Source organism: Bradyrhizobium sp. AS23.2 (assembly GCF_001908185.1).
Lineage (GTDB): Bacteria > Pseudomonadota > Alphaproteobacteria > Rhizobiales > Xanthobacteraceae > Bradyrhizobium.
Genome location: NZ_LGHM01000115.1, coordinates 1 through 25207, shown reverse-complemented (window position 1 = coordinate 25207; position 25207 = coordinate 1). Strand labels below are relative to the sequence as shown.

The 25207-nt window shown below is 61.3% G+C and carries 26 protein-coding genes; 14 read left to right on the top strand and 12 right to left on the bottom strand.

Annotated features, from left to right (window positions below; genetic code table 11):
• Nucleotides 1-184 precede the first annotated feature (184 nt).
• From AC630_RS46315 to ccoS, 10 genes are all read left to right on the top strand, one after another.
• Nucleotides 185-526: a cytochrome d ubiquinol oxidase subunit II gene (locus tag AC630_RS46315; protein WP_074120936.1), complete on the top strand. Its 342-nt coding sequence runs from the start codon at nt 185-187 to the stop codon at nt 524-526.
• The gene (locus AC630_RS24115) at nt 523-1935 is read left to right on the top strand and encodes an adenylate/guanylate cyclase domain-containing protein (RefSeq protein ID WP_167561265.1); all 1413 of its coding nucleotides are present in this window, start codon (nt 523-525) and stop codon (nt 1933-1935) included. The genes AC630_RS46315 and AC630_RS24115 overlap by 4 nt, the downstream gene beginning before the upstream one ends.
• 123 nt (nt 1936-2058) lie before the next feature.
• Complete coding sequence (gene ccoN, locus AC630_RS24110) at nt 2059-3714, top strand: cytochrome-c oxidase, cbb3-type subunit I (protein WP_074120934.1); 1656 nt, start codon at nt 2059-2061, stop codon at nt 3712-3714.
• Between the two features lie 6 nt (nt 3715-3720).
• Nucleotides 3721-4464 carry a cytochrome-c oxidase, cbb3-type subunit II gene (gene ccoO / locus AC630_RS24105; RefSeq protein WP_074120933.1) on the top strand — a complete coding sequence of 248 codons (744 nt, stop codon included), beginning with the start codon at nt 3721-3723 and terminating at the stop codon, nt 4462-4464.
• On the top strand, nt 4461-4628 hold the full coding sequence (locus AC630_RS24100; RefSeq protein WP_074120932.1) for a cbb3-type cytochrome c oxidase subunit 3: 168 nt from the start codon (nt 4461-4463) through the stop codon (nt 4626-4628). The genes ccoO and AC630_RS24100 overlap by 4 nt, the downstream gene beginning before the upstream one ends.
• Nucleotides 4619-5503 carry a cytochrome-c oxidase, cbb3-type subunit III gene (gene ccoP / locus AC630_RS24095; protein ID WP_074120931.1) on the top strand — a complete coding sequence of 295 codons (885 nt, stop codon included), beginning with the start codon at nt 4619-4621 and terminating at the stop codon, nt 5501-5503. Before AC630_RS24100 ends, ccoP begins: the two co-directional genes overlap by 10 nt.
• Complete coding sequence (locus AC630_RS24090; protein WP_074120930.1) at nt 5500-5754, top strand: hypothetical protein; 255 nt, start codon at nt 5500-5502, stop codon at nt 5752-5754. The genes ccoP and AC630_RS24090 overlap by 4 nt, the downstream gene beginning before the upstream one ends.
• Nucleotides 5751-6545, top strand: coding sequence for a DUF2189 domain-containing protein (locus AC630_RS24085; protein ID WP_074120929.1), 795 nt, complete (start codon nt 5751-5753; stop codon nt 6543-6545). The genes AC630_RS24090 and AC630_RS24085 overlap by 4 nt, the downstream gene beginning before the upstream one ends.
• A gap of 24 nt (nt 6546-6569) precedes the next feature.
• Complete coding sequence (locus AC630_RS24080) at nt 6570-8831, top strand: heavy metal translocating P-type ATPase (RefSeq protein WP_074120928.1); 2262 nt, start codon at nt 6570-6572, stop codon at nt 8829-8831.
• Nucleotides 8828-8983: a cbb3-type cytochrome oxidase assembly protein CcoS gene (gene ccoS / locus AC630_RS24075; RefSeq protein WP_074120927.1), complete on the top strand. Its 156-nt coding sequence runs from the start codon at nt 8828-8830 to the stop codon at nt 8981-8983. Before AC630_RS24080 ends, ccoS begins: the two co-directional genes overlap by 4 nt.
• On the opposite strand, the gene AC630_RS24070 is transcribed toward ccoS, so the two are convergent.
• Complete coding sequence (locus AC630_RS24070; RefSeq protein ID WP_074120926.1) at nt 8980-10173, bottom strand: MFS transporter; 1194 nt, start codon at nt 10171-10173, stop codon at nt 8980-8982. The two genes, ccoS and AC630_RS24070, sit on opposite strands and share 4 nt — an antisense overlap.
• 156 nt (nt 10174-10329) lie before the next feature.
• Between AC630_RS24070 and AC630_RS24065 the strand changes: the two genes are divergently transcribed.
• Both AC630_RS24065 and AC630_RS24060 read left to right on the top strand, forming a co-directional pair.
• Nucleotides 10330-11340, top strand: coding sequence for a helix-turn-helix domain-containing protein (locus tag AC630_RS24065; protein WP_143198263.1), 1011 nt, complete (start codon nt 10330-10332; stop codon nt 11338-11340).
• Between the two features lie 45 nt (nt 11341-11385).
• Nucleotides 11386-12300, top strand: coding sequence for an AraC family transcriptional regulator (locus tag AC630_RS24060; RefSeq protein WP_074120924.1), 915 nt, complete (start codon nt 11386-11388; stop codon nt 12298-12300).
• 585 nt (nt 12301-12885) lie between these two features.
• Here the strand turns inward: AC630_RS24060 and AC630_RS24055 are convergent.
• From AC630_RS24055 to AC630_RS24025, 8 genes are read right to left on the bottom strand one after another with little or no spacing between them, the layout of a single operon-like run.
• Complete coding sequence (locus tag AC630_RS24055) at nt 12886-13080, bottom strand: hypothetical protein (RefSeq protein WP_074120923.1); 195 nt, start codon at nt 13078-13080, stop codon at nt 12886-12888.
• Nucleotides 13081-13135: 55 nt separating this feature from the next.
• On the bottom strand, nt 13136-14353 hold the full coding sequence (locus AC630_RS24050; RefSeq protein WP_074120922.1) for an acyl-CoA dehydrogenase family protein: 1218 nt from the start codon (nt 14351-14353) through the stop codon (nt 13136-13138).
• A 30-nt stretch (nt 14354-14383) separates the two neighbouring features.
• Nucleotides 14384-14812 (bottom strand): phasin family protein, encoded by a 429-nt coding sequence (locus AC630_RS24045; RefSeq protein ID WP_074120921.1) that lies wholly within the window; start codon nt 14810-14812, stop codon nt 14384-14386.
• A gap of 23 nt (nt 14813-14835) precedes the next feature.
• Nucleotides 14836-15561 (bottom strand): poly(3-hydroxyalkanoate) depolymerase, encoded by a 726-nt coding sequence (gene phaZ / locus AC630_RS24040; RefSeq protein WP_074120920.1) that lies wholly within the window; start codon nt 15559-15561, stop codon nt 14836-14838.
• Nucleotides 15455-15787, bottom strand: coding sequence for an alpha/beta fold hydrolase (locus AC630_RS46310; protein ID WP_208867041.1), 333 nt, complete (start codon nt 15785-15787; stop codon nt 15455-15457). Before AC630_RS46310 ends, phaZ begins: the two co-directional genes overlap by 107 nt.
• Nucleotides 15780-17480 (bottom strand): alpha/beta fold hydrolase, encoded by a 1701-nt coding sequence (locus tag AC630_RS24035; RefSeq protein WP_074120919.1) that lies wholly within the window; start codon nt 17478-17480, stop codon nt 15780-15782. The genes AC630_RS46310 and AC630_RS24035 overlap by 8 nt, the downstream gene beginning before the upstream one ends.
• Complete coding sequence (locus AC630_RS24030; RefSeq protein ID WP_074120918.1) at nt 17477-17956, bottom strand: MaoC family dehydratase; 480 nt, start codon at nt 17954-17956, stop codon at nt 17477-17479. Before AC630_RS24030 ends, AC630_RS24035 begins: the two co-directional genes overlap by 4 nt.
• Before the next feature lie 33 nt (nt 17957-17989).
• The gene (locus tag AC630_RS24025) at nt 17990-19642 is read right to left on the bottom strand and encodes a fatty acid--CoA ligase (protein WP_074120917.1); all 1653 of its coding nucleotides are present in this window, start codon (nt 19640-19642) and stop codon (nt 17990-17992) included.
• A gap of 389 nt (nt 19643-20031) precedes the next feature.
• Between AC630_RS24025 and AC630_RS24020 the strand changes: the two genes are divergently transcribed.
• The gene (locus AC630_RS24020) at nt 20032-21099 is read left to right on the top strand and encodes an AraC family transcriptional regulator (protein WP_074120916.1); all 1068 of its coding nucleotides are present in this window, start codon (nt 20032-20034) and stop codon (nt 21097-21099) included.
• Between the two features lie 937 nt (nt 21100-22036).
• Here AC630_RS24020 and AC630_RS24010 read toward each other — a convergent pair.
• The 3 genes from AC630_RS24010 to AC630_RS23985 all read right to left on the bottom strand — a co-directional run bounded on the left by AC630_RS24010 (nt 22037) and on the right by AC630_RS23985 (nt 24836).
• Complete coding sequence (locus tag AC630_RS24010; protein WP_074120915.1) at nt 22037-22246, bottom strand: hypothetical protein; 210 nt, start codon at nt 22244-22246, stop codon at nt 22037-22039.
• Nucleotides 22247-22624: 378 nt separating this feature from the next.
• Complete coding sequence (locus tag AC630_RS24000; protein WP_074120914.1) at nt 22625-22834, bottom strand: hypothetical protein; 210 nt, start codon at nt 22832-22834, stop codon at nt 22625-22627.
• A gap of 889 nt (nt 22835-23723) precedes the next feature.
• On the bottom strand, nt 23724-24836 hold the full coding sequence (locus AC630_RS23985; RefSeq protein ID WP_083636360.1) for a Spy/CpxP family protein refolding chaperone: 1113 nt from the start codon (nt 24834-24836) through the stop codon (nt 23724-23726).
• Between the two features lie 60 nt (nt 24837-24896).
• On the opposite strand from AC630_RS23985, the gene AC630_RS23980 reads away from it, so the two are divergent.
• Nucleotides 24897-25207, top strand: a 311-nt coding sequence (locus AC630_RS23980; protein WP_143198261.1) for a hypothetical protein, incomplete at its 3' end; no start/stop codon positions are given.

The following is a 25207-nucleotide window of genomic DNA, read 5'->3' as shown; positions in this document are numbered from 1 at the left end:
TCAGCACAATTTGGGCGAAGCGATTCGGTGCCGCCCCCGCGACTGCCTCTCTGCGATGGAACGCGGCAAGATCGTTCCGCCACTGTCAACCCTATGCAAGCAAGACCGCGCCGCCCGGCATATCAGCGCGAGACGGTTGAGGTCTGCTCCGGACGAGCAGTCATCCGACCATGAGAGATCCGCGATGTTCTTCGATCCCGTACTGCTATCGCAGATTCAATTTGCCTGGGACATTGCCTGGCCCATCCTGTTGCCGGCGTTCACCGATGGTGCATCATCCTTTATAGGCCTGTTCCTGCTGTCCCATCTCGGCATCGCGACCAGCCTCTATCCGATGATCGTACCCTACCCGTTGACGCTTTGGGACGCAGCGTCCCCGCCGCGCACGCAGGCTTTCCTCCTGGTCGGCACCCTGTTCCTGCTTGCTGTCGTCCTGACCTACCCCGGGTGGCCCTATTGGGTGTTCCGCAGAAAGGTCCGCGCGCCGACATCGGATACCACTAGATGGAAAGGCCGCATGGCATGACAGTCGCGGACGAGACAGGGACGAACCCGCAGGTCGGTCGCGCTACTCACCGAGTGACCTACTCTCACGGGACGACGATCGAGGCGATCGATGGTCAGACCTTGCTCGATGCGTCCATCCAGAACCGGATTCCGCACCACCATCAATGCGGCGGCCAGGCCCGTTGCACGACTTGCCGTGTTCTGATTCTGGACGGCCTATCACATGTCTCGCCCCGTACTCCGCTGGAACAGAGCGTCGCCTCAGCGCGGGGATGGGACGACTTTACGCGTCTGGCCTGCCAGACCAGGGTCTACGGCGAAGTCATTGCGCGCCGGCTGTTACAAAGTCCACAAGACGTTATCCTCCTCGATCTTGACGAACTCGGCACCCGCTCCGGTGCCGAAGAAGAGGAGCTCGAAGTCGCCGTGCTGTTTTGCGACATACGCAACTTCACCAGCCAAACCGAAAAGAGCCTGCCTTACGACGTCGTTTATTTCCTCAACAGCCATTTTGCCACGGCGGCCGAGATCATCATGAACAATAACGGCTTTGTCGACAAATACATTGGAGATGGGCTTCTGGCAGTTTTTGGGATTCGCGGCGAGCCGCCGGCGACTGCTTGCCGGAACGCCGTTCGCTCCGCCGTTGGGATGCAGGATGCCGCACGCCGGCTTTCACCGATCTTTGAGCGCGATCTCGACATCGCGCTCCGCCTTGGCATTGGGGTACATTTTGGGCAGGTCATTCTGGGCCGGATCGGTCATCCCGGCAGGCGGCAGATCACGGTCGTCGGCAACACCGTGAACCTCGCCAGCCGGATCGAGCGCATGACAAAGCGGGTCGGTGCGCCGATTCTCTTGAGCGACAGCGTCGTTGCCCATCTGCCTGGCGCACTTCGCCTCGGTCCCGCTATCAAGCCAAAGCTCAACGGCGTGTCGGAAGCCACAAGCCTCCATGCGTGCGACGGCTTCAATTGCACCGATCCGGTCCTCATCGTTCAGTCTTCCTTCCATCAGGTCGCGCCGCGCCTGATGGCGTTTGGCGAGCGCTTCTACACGGTTCTCTTCGAAGAGAATCCGGAGCTTCGGGGGCTGTTCAAGAACGATTTGGCCGTCCAGCAAAGGATGCTGGTGTCTATGCTGAATTCGCTCGTCAAGGGATTGAACCGATTGACGGAGATCGAGGGCGGCGTACGTGCGTTGGGACGGCGACATTGCCGCTACGGTGTGCGAAGCGATCACTACGGCAAGGTCGCAAATGCCTTGCTGCTGACGCTTGCGGAATTTCTGGGCGACGATTTCACACCGGAGATTCGCGCCTCCTGGATCGCGATTTTCGGCACGATCTCCGAACTGATGGTCGATGGCGCCGAGACGAACATGCTTCCGGTCGCCGGTCGTCTGTCTCCCGACCTAACCACGTCATAAGCCTACCTCTCGGGCAAAACGCCGCAAGGACATCCAAGAATCGGCAAGCGTCTTCGCGAAAAGAAGGTCGCTTCCGGCGAGACTGATCCAGCCAAAGTGTCGAACTCTGCGGGGCAGCCGTAAATGATCGCTCAACTCACTCTGATTGAACGGCAACGCGCGATACTGATCAGCTTGGCCGTCACCGTATGCGGCGGGCTCATCATCATCGTCGGACGCGATGATGTCATGGGGGTCCATGGCGCTCTGATTTTCCTTTCCGGCCTCCTCATGATCTTCCGCATCGGCGGAAGCTACTATCTGCCGGAGCCGTCCGGCGACCGACTCGCCCATTACTATGACGACCCCTCCAAGGTCGGCATCATCCTTTCCATGGCGTGGGCCGTGATCGGCCTTGCGGTCGGCGATTGGGTCGCCTGGCAGCTCGTCGATCCCGACCTGACTTTTGGAGTGGGCTGGTCGAGCTTTGGTCGTTTGCGGCCGGCCCACACCACGTCGGTGATTTTCGGGTTCGGCGGCAACGCCCTGATCGCCACCTCGTTCTACGTCATGCAACGGACGTCCCGTGCCCGCCTTCCTGACCAGGTAACGCCCTGGTTCGTGGTCTTCGGCTACAACCTGTTCTGCCTCCTCGCCGTCACCGGCTACCTGATGGGGATTACCCAGTCTAAGGAGTACGCCGAGCCCGAATGGTACACCGATCTGTGGCTGGTCGTGGTGTGGGTGACCTATTTCGTGCTTTACTTGCGCACGTTGGCGCGGCGCAAGGAACCGCACATCTACGTCTCGAACTGGTACTACATGGCGTTCATCCTGGTGGTGGCGATCCTTCACATCGTCAACAACCTCGCCGTTCCGGTTTCGCTCGGTCACTCCAAGAGCTACTCGGCCTTCTCGGGCGTACAGGACGCCATGACCCAGTGGTGGTACGGGCACAATGCCGTCGCCTTCTTTCTCACCGCTGGCTTCCTCGGCATGATGTACTACTTCCTGCCGATGCGCGCGGGACGGCCGATCTTCTCCTACCGGATGTCCATCATCAGCTTCTGGGGCATCACCTTCTTCTACATGTGGGCCGGCTCGCATCACCTGCATTACACGGCTCTGCCGCAGTGGGTGCAGACGCTCGGCATGACCTTCTCCCTCATGCTGCTGATCCCGTCCTGGGCATCGGCCGGCAACGTGTTGCTCACGCTCAATGGCGCCTGGGACAAGGTACGCGATGACGCCACGCTGCGCTTCATGATGGTGGCGGGCGTGTTCTACGGCCTTACTACCTTCGAAGGATCGTTCATGGCGATCCGTTCGGTGAATTCGCTGTCGCACTACACGGACTGGACGATCGGCCATGTCCATGCCGGCGCGCTCGGCTGGGTCGCCATGATCACCTTCGGATCGATCTATGCCTGCGTACCCTGGCTGTGGAAGCGCGAGCGCATGTATTCGCCAGGACTCGTCGAGGCTCATTTTTGGCTCGCGCTGTCCGGGAGCGTCATCTACGTCTTCGCGATGTGGAATTCTGGCGTCGTCCAGGGCCTGATGTGGCGAACCTACAATGAGAGCGGCACACTCGCCTATTCCTTCATCGACACGCTGATCGCGATGCATCCCTACTACATCGCCCGCGCCGTCGGCGGATTGCTGTTTCTGATCGGCGGATGCCTTGGCGTCTACAACATCTGGATGACGATCAAGGTGCCCGGCCTGTCGACAAACCAGGCGAGCGACGTTCCCCAGCCGGCCGCGGTCGGTGCCGGCGTGCTTCAGGCTGCGGAGTAGTGCACCATGTCGCTTTTCGGAGTTCACTACCGGGTCGAACGCAAGGCGATCGGTTTGACGCTCGCGATCATCGGCGTCGCAAGCATCGGCGGCCTTGTCGAGATTGCGCCACTCTTCACCATCCACCAGACGGTGGAAGATGCTCCCGACATGCGGGTATACACGCCGCTCGAGCTCGCCGGCCGCAACATCTACATCCGGGAGGGCTGCTACGCCTGCCATTCGCAGATGATCCGTACGCTTCGCGACGAGGTCGACCGTTATGGCCCATACTCGCTCGCGGTCGAATCCAAATACGACCATCCGATGCTTTGGGGTTCGAAGCGCACGGGGCCGGATCTCGCCCGTATCGGAGAGAAATATTCCGACCAGTGGCATGTCGCGCATCTAAACAACCCGCGTGACGTTGTGCCGGTCTCGGTGATGCCCGCCTACACTTGGCTGCTCACGACCGAGCTGCGCACCGATGATCTCGGCCTGCATCTGAAGGCGCAGCGCGCCGTCGGGGTCCCCTATACCGACGACATGATCGCCAATGCCGCCGTCGATGCCTATGCCCAGGCAAATCCGGATTCGCCTCAAGCTGACGGCGTGATCAAGCGATATGGCAAAGCCACCACGATGCGTGCATTTGACGGAAATCCCAGTCACCTGACCGAGACGGATGCGCTGGTCGCCTATCTCCAGATCCTCGGACGCCTCACAGACGCGGCGCATAGGACGACTGCACAAGCCGGAATAGAGCAATGATCGAACATGCATTCCTTGTTGGGTTCTCGAAATCCTTCGGGCTGTTTTATCTGATCGCGATGTTGGTCGCAGTCGTGATCTACGCCATGAAACCCTCGAACAAGAAACGGTTCGATGACGCCTCCCGATCCATCTTTCGCGATGAGGCAGGACCATGGCAGTAGAGCAACCGGACCGCGATAGCTATACCGGCTATCTTACGACAGGCCATGAATGGAGCGGTCTGAAGGAGTTGGACACGCCCGTTCCGCGTGTGCTCTATTTCTTCCTGACCCTGGCGTTCCTATTCTCGGTCGGCTATTGGGTGCTGATGCCCGCCTGGCCGCTGGGCGTCACCTATACCAGGGGCCTGCTCGGAACCGACCAGCGGGCGCTGGTCAAGGCTTCGCTCCAGGACGCCGCATTGGAGCGCGGCGTCTGGTCCAAGCGGATCGAGACGGAAGATTTTGCGGCAATCCAATCCGATCCGAAGCTGATGGATGTCGTGCGTGAGACCGGCCGCACTCTGTTCGGAAACAATTGCGCCGCGTGTCATGGCGTGGATGTCAAAGGCGGTCCAGGCTTCCCGAACCTGACGACGACGTCCTGGCTATGGGGTGGCAAGCCTGAGGACATCTTCAACACCATCCGCGTCGGCGTGAACTCCGCCCACCCCGATACGCATGTCTCGCAGATGCCGGCATTCGGCCGCGACCAGATGCTGGCGCACAAGGAGGAGCTCGACGTCGTGAGCTATGTCTATGCCCTGTCGCATCCCGGCGCTAAGGATGTCGACCCCGTCAAGGTCGAAGCCGGCAAGGCGCTCTTCGCCGCCAATTGCACCGCCTGCCATGGTCCTGACGCCAAGGGCAATCCGGACGTCGGCGCCCCCAACCTGACCGATCGCTTCTGGATCTATGGCGGCGACTTCGAAACCATCGACACCACCGTGTGGGGCGGCCGCCAGGGACATATGCCGACCTGGGAGAGCCGTCTCTCCAAACTCGATCGGAAGATCCTGACGCTGTATGTGGTCGACAAGAGGATGCCCGGGCCATGAGCAGCTTCGCCGTCGGCCGGCGCCGCACCGGCAGGGCGACGGTCCTGCTCTGGATTCTGGTTGGGTTTGGGCTGATCGTTATTCTCGCCGCGAATGCGCATCTCGTCTACGTCGCCACGATGTCGCAGCCGGATTGCGTCAGCCATCTTCGCCGCGACGAGACGGGTCCGGTCGCGCTTGCCTACCGCGCGGCTCAGTCGGCCTGTTCACCATCGGCCCTCGACAACACGACAAGAGGAAACAAGCGATGACGATGCTTCCTTCCTTGGCGCCGCCGCTTCCGACGGTCAATCGTTGGGCACGCGCTCTCGCGACGCGTGATCCCTTCAAGTGGCTGGCGTCGGGCTGGCGAGATTTCACGACCCAGATGCCGCTGAGCCTTGCCTACGGCGTCGTCATCTTCATGATCTCGATCGCGCTCGTCAGCGGCCTGATCCTGCTGAAGCGCGACTACATCCTGTTTCCGCTGTTCGCCGGCTTCATGGTGATCGGTCCGATTCTTGCGGTCGGACTCTATGAGAAAAGCCGACGGATCGAAGAAGGCCTGCCGTTGCGCTGGAACCATCTTGTCTTCGTGAAACCGCGATCGGGCGGCCAGATCCTGTTTACCGGCGTGCTGCTCTCGTTGCTCATGATCGTCTGGATCCGGGCAGCCGTGCTGATCTACGCCCTGTTCTTCGGGATGGTCGCCTTTCCGGGCCTCGATCGTATCGCACCGATGCTGTTCACCACGCGGGTCGGCTGGGCCATGCTCGTTGTGGGCACGGCCGTGGGCGGCCTGTTCGCTGCGTTCTCCTTTGCGATCAGTGTTTTCTCCGTCCCGATGTTGCTCGACCGGCGCACGGACGCGCTGACCGCGATGGGGTCCAGCATGGCTCTCGTCTGGAACAATCTGCGTGTACTTCTGATCTGGGCGACGATGGTGCTCGCGCTGTTCCTCGTGAGCCTGGCTACCGGGATGCTGGGGCTGATCGTGATCTATCCATGGCTGGGTCATGCGACCTGGCACGCCTATCGCTCGGTCGAGCCCGCAACGGATTAGTGGGTCGAAGGACGGAGCCTGTCCATGAGTTGCTGCGCACCTGGCGCCGAACTCTGTTTGCATCAGGTTCAGAACCTGAATGACGAGATCCTGCTTGCGAGCAGGATGGTTGAGGATGGGCTGCGCCAGACCGATCTGTCGGTGCCGGACATCCATTGCGGCGCGTGCCTGCAACGTATCGAAGCGGCGCTCAGCGGGCTCGATCGTGTAGTTCGGGCACGCGCCAATCTTTCAACCCGCCGCGTAGCAGTCGTTTGGCGCGGCGACGTGCCACCGCAATTCATGGCAGCTCTGGAAGCGCTCGGCTATCGGGCTCACCTGCACGACGCCGATGCGGCCGGCAAGGATGCTGTCCTGTCCGAACTGCTGCGCGCACTGGCGGTAGCGGGCTTTGCGGCCACCAACATCATGCTCTTGTCGGCCTCGGTATGGGCGGGCGCCGAACCGCCAACACGCGATCTCTTTCATTGGATCTCGGCGCTGATCGCACTGCCGACGCTTGCTTATTCCGGCCAGTTTTTCTTCCGTTCGGCCTGGCGCAGCCTGAAGCATGGACAAACCAACATGGACGTGCCGATCTCGATCGGCGTGCTGCTCACGTTCGGCATGAGCCTGTACGAGACACTCCATCACGGTCCATACGCCTATTTTGATGCCGCCGTCTCGCTGCTGTTCTTCCTCCTCGTTGGCCGGACACTGGACCATGTGATGCGGGAACGGGCGCGACAGGCCGTCAGCGGACTGGCGCGGCTGGCGGCGCGCGGCGCGCTCGTCCTCCAGCCGGACGGCACGCAGACCTACGTGGCGATGGACGAGATCGAGCCCGGCATGACGATTCTGCTCGCGGCCGGCGAACGCGTGCCCGTCAATGCGCGGGTGATCAAGGGAACTTCCGAGCTCGACCATTCCTTCGTGTCAGGCGAAAGCGTCCCGGTTCAGGCCAAGGCGGGGACCGAACTGGAAGCCGGCATCCTCAATCTGACGGGTCCGCTGACAATCGTCGCAACGAGGACTGCCGCCAATTCGTTTCTTGCCGACATCATGCGCATGACGGAAGCCGCGGAAAGGGGGCGCGCGTCCTATCGGCGGATCGCCGATCGTGCCGCACGGCTCTATGCGCCTGCTGTTCACGCGCTCGCGAGTCTTGCCTTTGTCGGCTGGATGATGGTCTCCGGTGACCCTCATCGCGCCATCACCATTGCGATTGCCGTTCTGATCATCACTTGCCCCTGCGCGCTCGGACTTGCCGTTCCCATGGTTCATGTCGTCGCCGCGGGCCGGCTGTTCGAGCTGGGCATCATGCCGAAAGACGGCGGCGCATTGGAGCGGCTCGCAGAGGTCGATACGGCGGTCTTCGACAAGACAGGAACGCTGACGTTGGGACGCTCGCAGCCGACGATAACGGGCGATACCGGCGCCGACATGTTGGCTTTGGCAGCCACCATCGCCATGCAATCGTATCATCCCTATTCACAAGCACTGGCAACTCTTGGCGATCCGTTCCGGCGGGTTGATTTGGACGCCGTGGCTGAGCATCCGGGCAAAGGCCTTGAGGCGCATTGCGGCGCCAACGTCTATAGATTGGGGCGTCCCGACTGGGCGATCGCCGGCGGGCGATGCCGCAAAGGAGATCAGGAAGCGACCGTCGCGTTCGCAATCAACGGTAAAGGCCAAACCTACTTCACCTTCAACGACGCCATGCGTGACGGCGCGCAGAAGGCCGTCGCAGAACTGACGAAGTCAGGCATCTCTGCCGAAATCCTGTCCGGGGACAAGGACTGTCGCGTGCAGGACATTGCTCAGCAGCTCGGCCTTCCCTGGATTTCCGAGGCTGGGCCAGCCGAAAAGATCGCGCATGTTTCCACCTTGAGGCAAGCCGGTCGCAAAGTGCTGATGGTGGGCGACGGCTTGAACGATGCCCCGGCGCTGACGGCCGCCAATGTCTCGATTGCGCCTGCCTCGGCCTCCGATGTGGGCCGCAATGTCGCGGATTTCGTGTTCCTCCGTGACAGTCTCGAGGCCATTCCGCGGGCGGTCGAGATATCACGCGCAGCGCAATCCCTCGTTCAGCAGAACTTCGCATTGGCCGTGATCTACAACATTGTGGCTGTGCCATTCGCTCTGCTCGGCCTAGTGACGCCTATTTTTGCCGCTATCGCCATGTCCCTCTCGTCCATAACGGTCGTCGCCAACTCGCTACGACTCAATAGCCGGTTGATGCGACCTGGCGCGCCGCGGAGTGCTCCTGTGTCCAAAGCCACCATTGCGTTTGGAGCCGGCCAATGATCGACTTCTTCTTTCTCGTGCCAATCGCGATCGGCCTGGGCCTGGCAGGGCTCGCCTCGTTCATGTGGACGCTGAAGAACGGCCAATACGACGACCTCGAAGGAGCCGCTCAGCGCATCCTGCTCGAGGGCAATGAAGGTCCGGACTACTAGTTCGCTATCATGCTGCGGTCGGCACCGCTTTTTGGAAACCCCGGCAGCCGTGCGAAACAAATGCTGGCGAGCGCAAGGAATGCCGACGCCCAAAGGAAGCCCGGCCAGTAACTTCCGATCCCCTCGCGAAACCCTGCATAGACCAAGGGGGAAAGGGAAACCGACACCAGAAATGCCGAATAGAGCCACCCGTAGGCGCGACCGAAGTAGCGCTTCGGAAAATACCGGGAGGCAAGGTAGGCGATAAAATCGACTTCGGCCCCTAACGACATGCCGACGAAGATTGCGGCATAGGGCGTGAGGCCTTTTCCACCGAATGCCAGCGCAAGGAACCCCACCGAGCTTATCGCCATCATCAATATCGCGACCCTAGGCGCGAAGACAAAGTCGATCGCGACGCCTACCAGCAACCGGGCCAAAACGAGCGACAGGCCGAGCAAGCCCGACATTTGCCCTGCGCGCGCCGCGCTGAACCCCGCATCGATCAACATCGGCACAAAGTGCACGACCACCCCGCCAGTTCCGATGGCAACGAGCACGAAAGGAATGATAAGGCGAACGAAAACTGGATGCCTGAACACCTCGCCAACGGTTACTGCATCTTCTGCGCCGGGCGCATTCGACGCCAATCTGCGCGAGCCACCCACCCCGCTGAGCGCCAGCAGGCCTAGGACGATCGGAAATCCGCCGAGCATCACCAGCGCCAGCGCCTCGTAGCCAGCGCGCCAGCCAGATACGACGATGATCGGCGACAAGAGGATCGGCGCGACCGCGCTCGTTAGCCCTGTGCCGAGCAACACCACACCCAGAGCTGCGCCGCGGGTCCGGTCAAAGAGTCCAACGACAATGCGGGATAAGGTCACCGGCGAACAGCCCGCACCGAGCAGAGCCATCAGGGCCATGATCGTCCAATATTGGATGATCGAACTGCCCATCAAGCTCAAGGCAAAATAGCCTGCAGCCAACATCAGCATGCCGATGCCGATCAGGATGCGCTCGCCGATCCGGTCGACGAACAGGCCAACCAGCGGTGCTGACATCGCGGTTCCGATCGTGATGATGGTGATACCGAGCGAAATCGATATCCTGGTCCACCCCAGGTCCTGCTGGAGCGGCACAACGAACAGCCCGATCGTAAAGGGCGGGAGGGTATGCAGTCCGATCGCATTGCCGATGAGGCAGGCGATCATGGCCGGCCAACCGCGCCGGAGCTCGGCAGCCCTCGCAGGTAAAGTCGAAATGGTCCTACCCCTGTCCGGTCGCCAAGTTTGCCAGCGAGTATGGTAGGGTGGAGGTGCCAAGGGAGCCACCCGGAATAGTCGCAGCCGGACGTTTTCTGATCAGTTTTGCAAAACGACGACAAATTCAGACAATCCGCCCCTCCCCCCGTGTCTCTATGGTCGACACAACAGCTTGAACGGGCGCGCGAATTTGGATCTCCCGCAATGGAAAAAGTCGCTTACGGCCAGCACCTTCTCAAGGCACTGCATGCCGGCGAGGCCCAGACGATGGTCACCCGACCAGTGCTGCAAAAGTCGGAAATCGCGGTAACGGAAGTGCGGCGCGACATTCCCGAGAATGACTACACCTCGGCCGTGCCCCAGGAGAGCGCGTTCCTCATCACCCTGAACATGCGAGACTGGCCCAAGCGGATCCTCTGGATCGATGACAAACCTGTCCAGGCGCTTCCTCTCGGGGCCGGCTCGTCGAACATTTTCGATCTGCGGAAAAAATACATCGGTTACGGCGTCTCGTCCTTCCATATGATGTCGTTTTACGTGCCGCGAGGCGTTCTCGCCCACATTGCAGAAATCGACGAGGCACGCGATATCGACGAATTCGCGCACGACCCATGCAGCGGCATCGACGACCCCGTCATCCGGGATCTCGGCCTTGCCCTCTATCCTGCCTTCCGGCGTCCGGAAGAAGCCAACATGCTCTTCGTCGATCACGTCACGACGGCGATCGCCGCGCATGTCCTGCGCACCTACAACCCCAGGGCGGACCGGCCGGCAGCCACCGCAGGCGAACTCGCAAAATGGCAGGAAGCCCGGGTGAAGGACGTCATCGCCGCGCATCTCGACGGCAACGTCACGATCGCGCAGCTCGCGCTGGAATGCGGCATACCCCTCAGCATATTTTCTGACGCCTTTACCAGTTCGGTCGGAATGCCTCCTCACAAATGGCTGCTCGAACGGCGGCTGGAGAAGGCGATGGAGATGATGCGGCAAACGAAGATGTCGATTGCCCAGATCGCTATGAAATGCGGATTTGCCGGAGAGCGTCATCTGGTACGCGTGTTCAGTCGGGTCGTCGGGAATAGTCCGCACGCCTGGCGGAGCGCGCGTTTATCCTGAACGACGAAGGGTCGAACCAACCGCCGCGAGCGAGAAGCCCAGCCGATGTCCAACCTCAGAGGATATGGTCAAACGGTGGCAGAGATCCTTCACATCAAGGAGGCGCCTTCCGTCGTTCGGCAGAAGGGGCATCGCAAGGAGTATGCCGCAACACTGGTCGTCTCCGAGCAACCGTCGCTCGAGAGATCCAATCCTCTGCCAACCGAAGATTCCATCATCGCGTCGGTTTCGCTGTCCGAGGGACTCGACCGTGAGATCTGGCTTAACGAGCGGCCACTTGCGCTACAGGGGCCCCAGGCAGCAGGCGGCACGACATTGCTCGACCTGCGACATGACAACAGGGTGCGCTTCAAGAGCGGCTTTCATCTCGTGCATTTCTATTTTACGCGCAGCGCGCTGAATGGAATGCTCGAGCAACAAGGAACAGAGCGTCTCGACGAGCTGCATGCACCTACTGGCGTTTGCTCTCCAGATCGCACATTGACCCAACTCGCAAGCGCGCTGCTGCCGTCCCTGGTGAAGCCGCAGGAAGCGAGCCGGATCTTCGTCGACCACGTCTTACATGCCGCCGCCGCGCATCTCCTGAAGGAATACGCCGGCATCGATCAGCCGACCGCCAAGCTTCGCGGCGGGCTTGCACCTTGGCAGCAAAAACGAGCAACCGAACTGCTGAGCGAAAATCTCGACGGCGACCTTTCGCTGGCCGACATCGCGGCCGAGTGCGGGTTGTCACCCGGCCATTTCTCCCGTGCCTTCGCGCAATCGATGGGCATACGGCCGCATCGCTGGCTACGCGAACATCGCGTCGAGAAAGCCAAGTCGTTGCTGTCGAACTCGCGACTGTCGCTTGTCGAAATCGCCAAAGCCACCGGCTTTGGCGATCAAAGCCACTTCACACGTGTGTTCTCGGAGTCGACGGGTAGCAGCCCCGGCGCTTGGCGACGGTTTCAGCGTCAATGACGCCCGGCGTCAGCCCTTGAGAGCTGCCTTGCAGCAAGAGTTGTTCAACCTGTGGCCTCGAATCCGCGGTGCCTGATTGGCGCGAAAAGGTCTCAGAGGCAAACCGAATTCTAGCCTACGCGACGGCTACCGCCAGGAGTACAAGATGGTCGAAAATCGTAGTTACGCGCGCAAAATTATAGATTTGGTAGCTGGGGTCCGCTACATCGCTAAACCCACTAATGTGGAAGCGCTGTTTTCTTATCGGAGAGCAGCTTACTCCAGACCTCGCGCCTTGGTAGCTTGCCAGAAGCGGCCGTTCATACGTCGACGTAAGATTCTTGATTCCGACGGAGTCGACTGGGCGAATGTTTTGGCAGGAGAATCAATGGGCATTCCGACAAATGTGCTGTTGAACCTGCTCCAAACCGGCAGTTGATATTTTCCCCTGTCGGAATGAGGCCTTCGGCGGCGTAGATGGCAGATCGACGCGCAAAGGCGACCGTAGGCAATCGAGATTTTGAGCTGCGGGGGCTGCGAATCGCCTCTCGTTCTTGTTCGCGTGCTTAGGCGTTCGCAACGGCCACGCGCCCGTTGGACAGCCGGTTATCGACGCTGAGGGCACCCCGCTGCCGCGATCTGAGGCAGGCCTCCGGCCATCATGACGTCCTTGAGGAAGCGGATCATCTGGCCCTGGCCGGCGAAGTTGTCGAAATGCATTTCCGACGCGCTGGATTGCCGAAGACAGACCTCGACGCCGGATCCGACCAGCATCCGCAGCAGACTTTCCGCTCCGTTCATGGCCGCTTCCCCGTCGTGTTGATCGCCCCTCGCCCTAGTGCTCCGCTGCGTCGCGTCAGACGAAGGCGCTCAGCCCGGTGATCGACTTGCCCACAATCAACGTGTTCATTTCCCTGGTGCCTTCATAGGAGTAGATCGCTTCGGCGTCGGCCACGAAACGGCCGATGTGATTCTCGAGCAGGATGCCGTTGCCGCCGAGCAGTTCGCGCGCATAGCCAACGGTCTCGCGGCACTTGACGGTGCAAAATGCCTTCGCCAGCGATGCGTGCTCGTCGCGCATCACGCCCTCGTCCTGTAGCTGGGCGAGACGCAGCATCATCGCCTGGGTCGACGTGACGTTGCCGAGCATACGCACGAGGAGATCCTGCACGAGCTGGAATCCGCCGATCGGCCTTCCGAACTGCATCCGTTCGGTCGCATAGCGCAGCGCGTGCTCGTAGGCGCCCATCTGGCAGCCTACAGCGAACCATGCCACTCCGGTGCGCGTCATCCTCAGCACCTTGGCGGTGTCCTTGAACGAGTTGGCATTCTGCAGACGGTCCGCCTCAGGCACGCGGCAATCCTTCAGGGTGATCAGCCCGTTCTGCACGACGCGAAGCGCCATCTTGGTCCTGATCTTCTCGACGGAAAAGCCTGGATTGTCCTTCCCGACGACGAAGCCCTTGACCTGGCTCGAACCCTCCTCGCGCGCCCAGATGACATTGATTTCGGCGAAAGTGGCGTTGCCGATCCACTTCTTCTGGCCATTGAGGATCCAGCCGTCGCCTTCGCGCCGGCAGGTCGTCAGCATGCCGCCCGACGTGGCGGAGCCCACCAACGGCTCCGTCAGGCCGAACGAGCCGATCTTCTCGAAGCGCATCATGGGCGGAAGCCAGCGCTGCTTCTGCGCCTCGTCGCCGCACAGATAGATCGAGCCTGCCGACAACCCGGTGTGCACGCCCCAGAACGTCGCGAGCGACGCGTCCACCCGCGCCAGCTCCATCGCCACGAATCCGTTCAACAACCAGTTGCCGCCCGCCGCGCCATAGCCCTGATAGCCGACGCCGCCGATGCCGATTTCGGCCATCTTCGGAATGATCGCGAACGGGAATTCGTCGCGGCCCCAGTACTCCTCGATCACGGGCGCGACGACGGCCTCGGTGAAGTCGCGAACGCGCCGCAACAGCGCGCGTTCGCCATCGTTCAGCACGTTTGCAATTCCAAAGAAATCGCCATTGACCGGCGGCGGCGCGTAGTCCGGCCGCCCCGTCCGGGTGGCCTGCGGGTTCGCCATGGCTCCCTCCCTCGTGCGCGGATCGCGGCGTCAGGCTGATTTGTTCGGTCGAATGCTGGCGCGGATCTCCTCGAGACTCTCCTTCACGCGATCCTGGATGATCTTCACCGCCTCCGCGGTCGATTGCCTTGCAGTCGACGCGTTCTCCTGTGCGCCTTGCACCGTGATCTCGAATACCTTTCGCGCGAATTCGGTCTGCAACGCGATGTTCTCGTGAACCTTGCCGAGCGGCTTGTACTCGCGCGCAAGCGTCGCCGCCTCTTTCAGACCTGCCTCCAGCACCTCGCGCTGCTTCCGCGCCACCGATTGCGCGCCTTGCGCGGCGACCTTCGCGCTTTCGCCGAGGGCATCGATGTTCTTCTTTTGGGCCTGGAGCAATTCATCCACGTTCAGTTTCGGCAAGCCGAGATCGCTGCCGAACTTCCTCAGCATGTCGATGTATGATGTCGCGTCCGTCATGATATCCTCCCTTGTTGCTGTGCTCAGGACTGGTGGCGTCCGCCTTCGGACGTTGGAATGGGACCTCTCACGCGACCGGCCGTCCGCGAAAGCAAGGAGGACGGTTCAGGCTGCGGGCGCTCGTCGACCAGGAATGCCTCGATCAGAGCAGCGGTTTCCGCCGGGCGAGTCACCATGAACAGGTGCCCGTCGTCGATCATGCGGAGCTCGGCATTCGGGATCAGGCCTGCCAGAATGTGACCGTTGATCGGGGGAACCAGCGGATCGTCGCTGCCCATCAGCACGAGCGTCGGCTGCGGCAGCGACCAGAGCCATGGCAGGCTGGTCCAACCGGTCATGGCGAGGAGCTGATACAGGTAGCCCAGATTTCGCCCGCCGTGCATCGCGGCCACATGCCGGGCGATGAGCGACGGGTCGTAGCGAAATGCGCCGCCATAGATGTCGGCCGCTATCCTGTTCATGTAGAGCTTGTCGGTATAGCGCCGCGGCGTCGCCATCTTCCACAACACCGCGGGACTCGCCGGCACCATGGTGAAACCGGGCGACGTCGCGGCCAGCACCAGCCGCCGGCACAGTTTCGGATATTGATGCGCGAATTGCTGTGCGATCCCGCCGCCCCATGACACGCCGGCGGCGTCGACCTCAGCGTAGCCCAGTTCCGCGACGAGGCCGGCGGCGAGCCGCGCCAGCGTCGACGGGCGATACGGAAGAAGCGGCCGCGGCGAGGCGCCGACGCCCGGGCACGTCAAAAATGATCGCTGTCGTGCTCGTGAGCGCCTCGAGGAGCGGCTTCGCCAGCTCCCAGTTGGCGCCGATCCCGTTGAACAGCAGGAGGGGTGGCTGCCGCTCGCCCCCATGCCTGATGGCGACCCGGAGCGACTGCTCGTCGATCACGATTTGCTGCACACTGATCTCGCCCGGCTTGCCCGTAACGGTCTGCGTCGCCGGCTGCGTATTCGTCGTGGTGTCATTCAAAGACGTATGTCCCCGGAGCTGGAGCGAGAACGGCATGACGCTGGCTGCCGAGCGATGCCGGCGCATCCACCTCCTCGCCCGATCGCGCGTGAAGCCAATCGCGCCAGTCGAGCCACCAGCTTCCCTTACGCTTCTCGGAGGCGACCAGGAATGCATCAGGTCCGGCTGGACTGACGGGACCGATCATGAAGGACGCCTTCGGATTCGCCGGCGGATTGAGAAGGCTCTGCAGGTGACCGCTGTTCGAGAGCACGAAGGTCGTGGCTGCGCCCATGATCTGCGCCGTCTTGTGCACGCCTTTCCACGGCGTGATGTGGTCGGTGACACCTGCAACGACGTAGCAGTCCGCCTTGACCTTGCTCATGTCGATCGCCGCGTCGTTCAGCGCGAGCTTTCCGGCATTGACGAACGGATTCGTGAAATAGAGGTCGAGATAGTCGCCGTGCAGGCGGGCCGGAAGCCGGGTCGTATCGGCATTCCAGTACAGGATATCGAATGCGGGAGGTCGATTGCCGAGCAGGTAATTGTTGACCCAATAGTTCCAGATCAGGTCGTTCGGCCGCATCCACGCGAACATCCGCGCCAGTTCGTGACCGTCGACCATGCCGCGGAGTCGCGAGGCCTCCTTGGCGGCGTGCATGGTTTCCGGGGTCATCAGGCAGCCGAACGCGCTCTCATCAGCCGTATTCGGATCGAGCAGGCAGACCGCCAAGACCATGTTCCTGATCTTTTCGGCGGGGCCGCCCAGCGTTGCGAAATATGCGGTCGAGGTGATCCCACCGGAACAGGAGCCCATCATGGAGATGTCGTTGCTGCCGGTGATCTCGCGCGCAGCGTCGACGGCTTGGTCGAGCGCCACGACGTAGCTATCGAGACCCCACTCGCGGTTGGCCGCAGTCGGGTTGCGCCAGCTCACGCAAAAGACCTGGATGCCACTCTCGAGCAGGAAGCGGACCATGCTCTTGTCGGGCGAAAGATCGAGTGCGTAATATTTGTTGATCTGCGGTGGCGTGATGACCAGAGGCCGTTTCCTGACTTTTGGCGCCGTTGGCGTGTACTGGATCAGTTCCAAAAACTCGTTGCGGAAGATCACCGAGCCCTCGGTGGTGGCAAGGTTCTCGCCGACCTTGAACGCGCTCTGATCGACCATCGACGGCATGCCGCCGTTCCGGGCAAGATCGTCGATGTAATTCTTCAGGCCATGCCAGACGCTGCGGCCGCCGGTGTCCACGAACCTGCGCACTGCCGCCGGGTTGGTCAGCATCCCATTGGTGGGGGCCACCGCATCGATCAGGATTTCCGTGACCAGATGCGCGCGGGCCTTGTCGATATCGCTGAGGCTCGTCTTGTCGACGAAACTGCTGACCGCGTCGCCCCAGGCGAGATAGGCCTTGAGCATTCCGCTGTGCAGCGCACTCTCCTTCCAGGCGGCATCGGAAAATCGCCGGTCGCCGGCCTGTGGCGCGCGCTCCGACTTGCCGATGAGGATAGAGCCAAACTCGCCGAGAAAGGACGTCCATTGGTCGGCCGCGACCTTCGGCTCGTTGAAGACGGCCTTGAACAGGACGCCTGCGCTGTCGACGAGGTCCTGGCCCCGGATGCCGACAAGGGGATTGAGCGCCAGTGTATTCCGGGACGCGTCTTCCGATATCCCCTCGTTGAGCGGGATTTGTTGGCGGTTCTCGGCGTTCATTGTCGTCGCGCTCCCGCTGCGGGGATCAGGAGCGCCAGCGTCTCGGCGATCAGGGCAGGTTTCTCCGATCCCTCCACTTCCAGCGTGTTCTGGGTCTTCATGATTACCTGTCCGCCGTCCCTCGGCTCTACTCCGGCGAGCACGACGCGCAATCTCACGCGCGCGCCGGCCGGCACCGGCGCGAGGAAGCGGACCTTGTCGATCCCGTAGTTCAGCCCGGCCGCGGCGTCACGCGGGATGACGCCGATCTCCATGGCGAGCGGAGCGACCATCGCGAGCGTCAGATAGCCGTGAGCGATCGGACCGCGAAAAGGACTCTCCCGCTTCGCTTTCTCGACATCAACGTGAATCCACTGGCGATCGCCCGTACAGGACGCAAAGGTGTCGATGCGCGCTTGGTCGATCGCAACCCAGTCGGAAAGACCAAGTTCCTGGCCAACTCGTTCGCTCAGGTCGGCAAGAGTGAGGTTGCTCACGTTCTCCTCCCCGTTCGTGGCTGTGGCGGACGGCTACACGTTGCCATACCGTTTCCGCAGCTCCTGCTTGTTGATCTTGCCGACGCTCGTCTTCGGAATATTCGCGATGAAAATGATCTTCTCCGGGATGCCATATTTTGAAATAACGCCCTTGTCCGCAAACACCTTGAGATGATCCTTGATGGCAGTTTCGCTGACGCCGTCCGTTTCGGACTCCTGCTTGACCACGAGCGCCAGCGGTCGTTCGCCCCACTTCTCGTCCTTGACGCCGATGACAGCGGCATCCGCAACGCCGGGGCATTGCGAGATCAGGTCCTCGATCTGCAATGACGACACCCATTCGCCGCCGGTCTTGATGACGTCCTTGATGCGGTCGGTGATATGCACGTAGCCATCGGGGCTCACCACCGCGATATCGCTGGTGTGCAGATAGCCTCCGGCCCAGAGCTGTTCTGAGCCTTCGGGATTGTTGAAGTAGCCCTGCGTGAGCCAGGGTGCGCGCAAGACGATCTCACCGGCGGACTTGCCGTCATGCGGTACGTCCTTCATGTCGTCGTCGACAATGTGCAAATCCACCAACGGCCCGGCCATGCCGGCTCTTGTGCGGAACTCGACCTCGCCGTCGGAATCGCCCGAGAGGTCCTTCGATCTGACGTGGGAAACCGCTGCAAGCGGTCCGGTCTCCGACATCCCGTAGCCGGCGAAAATGTCAATGCCTGCGGCGAGCGCCTGCTTGGCGAGAGCCTTCGGCAAGGCGGAGCCTCCGATCACCATCTTGAGACCATTCAGATCGACGTTCGCCTTGGCGGCGGCGTCCAGCAGCATCCGCAAAATGGTCGGCACGCCATGGGTGAAGGTCACACCCTCGCTCTTGATCAGCTTGACCAGCATCGCCGGCTCATAGCGTCCGGGATAGACCTGCTTGACGCCGGCGAGCGTCGCCGACCAAGGGAAGCCCCAGGCGTGGACGTGGAACATCGGCGTGATCGGCATGTAGACGTCGTCACGCGAAAAGCGGCCCTGCGTGCCCGCGATCCCGAACAGAGCCAATCCCGCCAGCGAGTGGAGCACGAGTTGCCGGTGACTATAATAGACCCCCTTGGGCAGACCGGTCGTGCCGGTCGTATAGAATGTCGTCGCCTGGGTGTTCTCGTCGAAGTCGGGAAAGTCGTAGTCGGGTGACGCGGCAGCAAGCAGGCTCTCATATTCGCCGATGAAGGACAGGCCGCCCGTCTGCGGCGCCGGTCCGTCCGACATCACGATCAACCGCTTGACCTTCGGCAATTGGGACTTCATCCCTTCCAGCAATCCGACGAACTCTTCATTCACGAGAAGCGTCGACGAACCTGCGTGATCGATCGTGTAGGCGATCTGTTCAGGCGACAGCCGGACATTCACCGTCTGCAGCACGCACCCCATCATGGGGATCGCGAAGAATGCCTCGAGGAAGCGGTGGCTGTCCCAATCGAGGACGCCGACAGTGTCACCGGGTTCTACTCCTGCCTTGCTCAGGGCCGATGCAAGACGGCCAATCCGTTCGCTGGTCTGGCGATAGGTGAAGCGCCTGAGATCGCGATAGACAATCTCCTGATCGGGCGCCTGCACGAGCGGCGTGTGCCACAACTGCTTGAAAATCAAAGGAAACTGATAGGCAGACTTCGCGCTCTGAATCAGCCTTCCGACCATGGCGGCCTCCCTCAACGTCTCACTCCCGGCGGCCAGCGTCCGCAGTTCTAAGCAAGCGGATCACCTGGTCTGCCGACCTGCCTCACGACGGTTCCGTCGCGCGACAACCGCGCAAGCCTCGCGCGCGGCGTCGTTCTTGCGAAGGTCTGCAACGGACAACGCCCGGTCCGGGCCGGACAAGCGTGCGCCTCAAACCGTCACGCGGTCTTGCACAAAATTGCTGCGATTTGAGTCTGCGGGAAGCCTTATCTCGGCGCTGCACAATGAGCGACGGGCGATCTGCAGGACGATCGAAAAACTGCTGTTCGGCTTCGACAGCAATGCAGCATATGCTTGTGGTCGGTTTAAGTCGGCTCGCGAGTTGCGACCGTATTCACAGGTAGGTTCAGTTGAGCGATTCCAGGCAGCTCGGCAAGACGATCGATGCGAAGGAAGCGCCGGTCGTCGGACCAGGCGAACGCGTCTACGAGTCGACCAAACTCGCGGCCCTGTTTGACGAGCTAGTCAAACGGGGGCACCCGGCCAACGAAATATTGAGAAACGTCTCTCTCCTTGAGGAGGACGTGCACTCTCCGAAGACGAGGATTTCGCTCGCGCAATTGATGACGGCTTGCGAGAACGCCGTTCGACTTTCAAGCGAGCCGCACCTGCCGTATCGCATCGGCGCGTCCATCCATATCTCCACCTACGGCATGTACGGATTTGCTATTCTTTGCTGTCCCGACTTTCGCGACGCCATGGCCTTTGCCTGGCGTTATCACTCGCTTGCCGCGCCGCTCGCAACGATCGAGTTCAGGGAGGAGAAAGGGTTCGGAAGCTGGACGATTGAACCCAATACGCGCGCATCAATCAATCCACGAGTCTACCGCTTCATCACCGAGATGCAGATCGGTATCCACATCTCGTTGATGCGCGATATCATGGGCGCCGCATTCACTCCCGATCACGTCAGCCTGACCTATTCTGAAGGCGATGGCTTCGGCCTTCCCGCGGACCTCATCGGATGTCCGGTACATTTCGGGGGCGGGCTCAACCGGATCGTTTTTCGCTCGGACTGGCTGGACCAGGCCGCACATCTCGGAAACAAGACGACCTATCCGATGGTCGTTGCGCTTTGCGACAATCTGCTGGACGAACTGAAATTACGAGTTGGGATCGCCGGGGAAATCCGCGCGTTTCTGCTGCGGGATATCGCCAACCCTCCAACCCTTGCCGCCGTGGCAAAACTGCTCGACATCAGTGATCGTTCGCTGAGGCGTCAGCTTCGGCAGCAAGACATCTCTTTTCGAGGCCTCCTGGATGAACTCCGGGCACACATCGCGCTGAAATATCTGCGCACGACCAAGCTCGCCAACGAGGACATTGCGCTGGCGCTGGGATTCAGCGACGCCGCAAATTTCCGCCGTGCATTTCGCCGCTGGACGAAGAAGTCGCCCAGCGAGATCAGAACCGAATAGGCCGGCGGCCCTCGCTAGGGCGAGCATCTCGAGAGCGTGCTTGGAGCTTTTGGTCTTTTCTGGGTGATGATGCACGTCGGAGAGAGACATCCGTTCGGACATGACGAGCACCCTGCGAGTGCCCCTCCCCGCGTCGTCACGCTAGGCTGAAGCCAACAGGGGCGATTGAGCCAAATCAAGGAGGCATCGGAGAAGCGCTACTGGTCAACAAGCGGGCCGCAAATATTTTGCGGCCCTGTTGGGCACGTAGCGCTATGAACTCAAACGGGATTAAGACCGGCGCCACAGTGGTCAATCCAACGACAAGACCACAGCGAGCATCGCTCCTCCGCACCGGTCTTATCATGTGGACGCAGGTCGGAGGGCTGCACGGTTAGTCGGTAAGCGATCTCCCGCGAGCCGTCGAAGACTTCTCGAATTCGTTCGCAAACCAGACACCTAAAGTGCCCGGGTTGCCCCTTGCGTGTCTCCAATTCGATCCGGCGATAACCGGCGAAGCAATCGGGGCAGGTGACGTCGCCTTTCTTCATACGCCATGTATGCGACAAGCCGCCGCAGGTGTCTACCGCCTCGGGGCCTCGTTCACGGTAGGAGAACTACGGGGAGCATAATCGGAACACCACGCGGCTTACGACCTCCCCCGTCCTACGGGTCCAGCATTACCATCAACATCCCGGCTTGACCGTGACTGCAATGATGGAACCGCTCGCGCCGTCCGGTGCACCGACCCCGATCATAGAGCATATCGCGAAGGCCACGCGCACGGCGCTCGCTGAGCCCACCTACCAGCGGTTGTTGAATGAAGGCGGTTTCGAATTCGTTCTCGATTCAAATCCCGAAAAACTCCGCCAGTGCGAACCGTCGACTGCCTCGGGCGAAATGATCGCAAACCAGGCAGCGGCAATTTCACTCCCTTGCCGGGTATTGAGGCGGCTCACTAGGCTCCTCTGTCATCCTTCTTGCCGATCACGCAGCGCCATGCCGCCAGGCGCTCGGCCGGATGCTGCTGCATCCACCCCGCGAGTTGCGGCGCGCCCATCAGGCAGGACTGCATCGAGATATCGGCAAAATCCGATGCAGTGACGATCTGGTCGTGGCAATTCGCGGGAGACGAGAGATTGCAGAGCACGGCGATGATCTTGATCATGACAGTAGGGTCCCGTCGTGGCGATTGGTAGTGGCGCCGCCTGCCGTGTGGCTCAATGATATGGTATCCCTCCGCGCGCCAACCGGATCAGACGACGGGAAGATGCTGCCATTGATCGCGCGCGCTTCTCGAATGAGGCGGATTCGCGCGCGCTCCGACCTTGGGATAAATTGGACAATTTCGCCTCTATTCGCCCCGGGCCAGCCATGAGCCAGGCGGTTGGGCCTGGACTTTGGAGTAAATCGGAAGACCTCGCCCATGTTCGCTCCAAACGCGCGATGAGACGACGATAATCATCCCAATGTGGGCCAGCAAACCACCGCAGGCCTGCAGGCGGAAACAATGAAAAGCTTGTGACCAGGCAAGGCCAGGCGTGCCCTACCACTCCGGTTCAACGACAGCCGCCGAGCGAGCCAAAGCCTTGGCAGCGTCAGCAAGCGACGCCTTCTCGGCTCGCCGCTCGTAATCATCGGCCAGGGCCTTGAGCTGACTCACAACCATCTCGTCGGTCATGGTTTGGGCGGTGCGGAGCAGGGTCCGTGCTGTCTGCAAGTACTGCTTACCTCGCTGTGAGATCTGTAACGTCATGTTGCCCTCGCGCGATTCTCTGGCAGTTCGTTCAAGGCGATCTTGAGCCAGGTCAGCCAATTGCGATCACTTTCCCGGCGAGTTCTAAAGCGATCGACGCACACCTTGGAGCAAAGAGGAGTTCGCCACGAGTAGTACCGGACGAGTCCAAACTTGCCGTCACAGACTGCGCATCGCGTGGCTTTGCCATGTCCAGGATTCTTGCTGCAATTGGGCATTGTCGTCTCCTCTTGGCTCTATCGCAGTGTTTGTCGATCTTTCCTCTTTCGCTGCTGCGCGCGGTGAGCCCGCGCTCTTCCAACGCATCCACCCTAAGGTCATTGTGATGAACCGCTCAATCGAACTTAGGTAAAGGTCGGTCGTCTGAAGGAATCACGGAACCATACCAAGGTCTAGCCGGGAGGCGCTTGTGAATGCGATCTACAATTTCTCCGTCGACATCAACGAAGGAATTGTCACGCATCCGAATCCCGTCAGGTTTCGAGGTTACGTCGCGCGCTCGGACGCGGCTTGTGCTTCAGTGACCGTTCAGGACAAGCTGGTCAGCGCTCTCAGGCCGGAGTACCCGCAGTGGATGCTTGCGAGGCAACACGGAGATCGCATGCTGGCCACGGTCCGCTAAAGTAGCCCGGCCAACCGCACCCCAAGCGGGGTTTTGAATTGGGACGATTTCGACGAAAGTGCGGATCTGCCAACCATCGCAGGAGATGGGCGCTCTAAACCCGGCGCCGAACGTGATCTTCGTATCCGTTTGTAGGGCTGCCGCTGCATGCGCCGCCGGTTCGTCGTCCCAGTGGTCGACCAGACCGCTTTCCCAACAAGGAAAAGGATACTTTCTCTTTGCCGCGAACGGCGCGTAGGTCCTCAGGACGAAAGCTGTCAACGCGTGTCACAGCCCCATCATGCGCAAGATGATGCCGCCGTAATTGTAGCGATGACGGTGGCGGCGGTGACGAGGCCGTGGGCTCTCGGCTCTGTCGGCGGCTAACGCATTTGTGGCGCCGTTTCGCTCGGGGCCGATGGCATCGAACGCCGCCTTTTGCTCGTCGGCCAGCGAGTTGTAGAAGGTATCGAGCGCTGGGCGCACCGTCCCAATGGCCTGGAGCATGGCATCAAGCCGTATTCCAACCGCGGCAAGCCGTGCGGGCGGCGTGCGCGCATCTTCCGGCGGACACGATGATTTCAGAATGTCCGCCGCCTTGGCCGTGGCATCCTCCAGCGCCGTGAGGCTCGGGCGCTGTGCGTCGGTCGGCTTCACGTTACGCTCGATCAGTTCGCTCGGCCAGTCCGTCGCGCCGGGCTGCTCCGCCTTGCAGTTGCCGTTGCTCGGAAGATCCTCGCGCCGCGCAGGCTGCTGATCCGCCGCCAGCGCTGTGATCTTGGCTTTCTGCTCGTCGCTCAGGAGACCATAGAATTTGTCGAGCGCAGGCTGCACGATGCTGACGGCGCTGCGCATCGCCGCCACGCGCTGCTCCATGGTAGCGAGACGGCTCGGCGCGGTCAGCGCCACGTCCCGAGGGCATGAATTGCGAATGGTCTCAGCCGCTCGTTGGGAGGCATTGGCGAGATCGTCGAGCGCGGCGCTCTGCTCGTCGTTGGGCTGGATCGCATCTCGGAACCGCTCGATCGGAAATCCGGCAATATCCTGGCTGATGCTGCCGCACATGTCGGCAAGGCTTATTTCTGCGTCAGAGTCTCTGGAAGCGCGTACCCTCCGCGTCGGTCCGGCATAGCCGGGCAGATAGCCTGCATAGCCACTCAAGGCGCCATAATCGTAGAGGCCGAACAAGCCGGCATAGAGATCCTCATACCCATAGTCCCAGAAGTATGGGTCATAGCCCCAGCCCCACCAGGCGTAATCATAGAGATCGTAATAGGCAAAAGGCCAGAACACCGGGCCGACCCAGCCAAAGCCGCCGTGCGGGTGGCGCCACCATAAGCCGCCATTGTGCTGACTCCAGGCGGCACTCGCGACGCCCGCCGTAATGGCAGCGCGAGTCATCGGATTGCGCAGCCCGCCAGGAGCGTGCAGAGCGCTCTTGACCCGACGCGAGGATAGCGCATGGCCGACCGCATTGGCATTGCGCTGGGCTATCCGGTTCGAGGCGGTGCGGTTGGCTGCGACGAAGCCGTGCGAAACGCCGGTTCGACCATGAAAGCCGGAGGGCGTGTTGCGACCGGCGAAGACGTGGGTCGGGTGGGATTGGAAGCCGCGTGCGCTGAAACTGCGTCCCGCGTGTGGCGCGGTGCGAAAGGAGTGAAAGCCTCCACCACGAAAGCCGCCAGCGGAATGAAAGCCGCCACCGTGAAACCCGCCAGCGGGACGAAAACCACCGCCACCGTGGAAGCCGCCACCGCCCCCACCGCGGAAAC

Excerpts from the sequence above, each read along its gene's own strand:
- AC630_RS46315 (WP_074120936.1), top strand. The coding sequence starts at position 185 with ATGTTCTTCGATCCCGTACTGCTATCGCAGATTCAATTTGCCTGGGAC.
- AC630_RS24115 (WP_167561265.1), top strand. The coding sequence starts at position 523 with ATGACAGTCGCGGACGAGACAGGGACGAACCCGCAGGTCGGTCGCGCT.
- ccoN (WP_074120934.1), top strand. The coding sequence starts at position 2,059 with ATGATCGCTCAACTCACTCTGATTGAACGGCAACGCGCGATACTGATC.
- ccoO (WP_074120933.1), top strand. The coding sequence starts at position 3,721 with ATGTCGCTTTTCGGAGTTCACTACCGGGTCGAACGCAAGGCGATCGGT.
- AC630_RS24100 (WP_074120932.1), top strand. The coding sequence starts at position 4,461 with ATGATCGAACATGCATTCCTTGTTGGGTTCTCGAAATCCTTCGGGCTG.
- ccoP (WP_074120931.1), top strand. The coding sequence starts at position 4,619 with ATGGCAGTAGAGCAACCGGACCGCGATAGCTATACCGGCTATCTTACG.
- AC630_RS24090 (WP_074120930.1), top strand. The coding sequence starts at position 5,500 with ATGAGCAGCTTCGCCGTCGGCCGGCGCCGCACCGGCAGGGCGACGGTC.
- AC630_RS24085 (WP_074120929.1), top strand. The coding sequence starts at position 5,751 with ATGACGATGCTTCCTTCCTTGGCGCCGCCGCTTCCGACGGTCAATCGT.
- AC630_RS24080 (WP_074120928.1), top strand. The coding sequence starts at position 6,570 with ATGAGTTGCTGCGCACCTGGCGCCGAACTCTGTTTGCATCAGGTTCAG.
- ccoS (WP_074120927.1), top strand. The coding sequence starts at position 8,828 with ATGATCGACTTCTTCTTTCTCGTGCCAATCGCGATCGGCCTGGGCCTG.
- AC630_RS24070 (WP_074120926.1), bottom strand. The coding sequence starts at position 10,173 with ATGATCGCCTGCCTCATCGGCAATGCGATCGGACTGCATACCCTCCCG.
- AC630_RS24060 (WP_074120924.1), top strand. The coding sequence starts at position 11,386 with ATGTCCAACCTCAGAGGATATGGTCAAACGGTGGCAGAGATCCTTCAC.
- AC630_RS24055 (WP_074120923.1), bottom strand. The coding sequence starts at position 13,080 with ATGAACGGAGCGGAAAGTCTGCTGCGGATGCTGGTCGGATCCGGCGTC.
- AC630_RS24050 (WP_074120922.1), bottom strand. The coding sequence starts at position 14,353 with ATGGCGAACCCGCAGGCCACCCGGACGGGGCGGCCGGACTACGCGCCG.
- AC630_RS24045 (WP_074120921.1), bottom strand. The coding sequence starts at position 14,812 with ATGACGGACGCGACATCATACATCGACATGCTGAGGAAGTTCGGCAGC.
- AC630_RS24035 (WP_074120919.1), bottom strand. The coding sequence starts at position 17,480 with ATGAACGCCGAGAACCGCCAACAAATCCCGCTCAACGAGGGGATATCG.
- AC630_RS24025 (WP_074120917.1), bottom strand. The coding sequence starts at position 19,642 with ATGGTCGGAAGGCTGATTCAGAGCGCGAAGTCTGCCTATCAGTTTCCT.
- AC630_RS24010 (WP_074120915.1), bottom strand. The coding sequence starts at position 22,246 with ATGATCAAGATCATCGCCGTGCTCTGCAATCTCTCGTCTCCCGCGAAT.
- AC630_RS24000 (WP_074120914.1), bottom strand. The coding sequence starts at position 22,834 with ATGACGTTACAGATCTCACAGCGAGGTAAGCAGTACTTGCAGACAGCA.
- AC630_RS23985 (WP_083636360.1), bottom strand. The coding sequence starts at position 24,836 with ATGACTCGCGCTGCCATTACGGCGGGCGTCGCGAGTGCCGCCTGGAGT.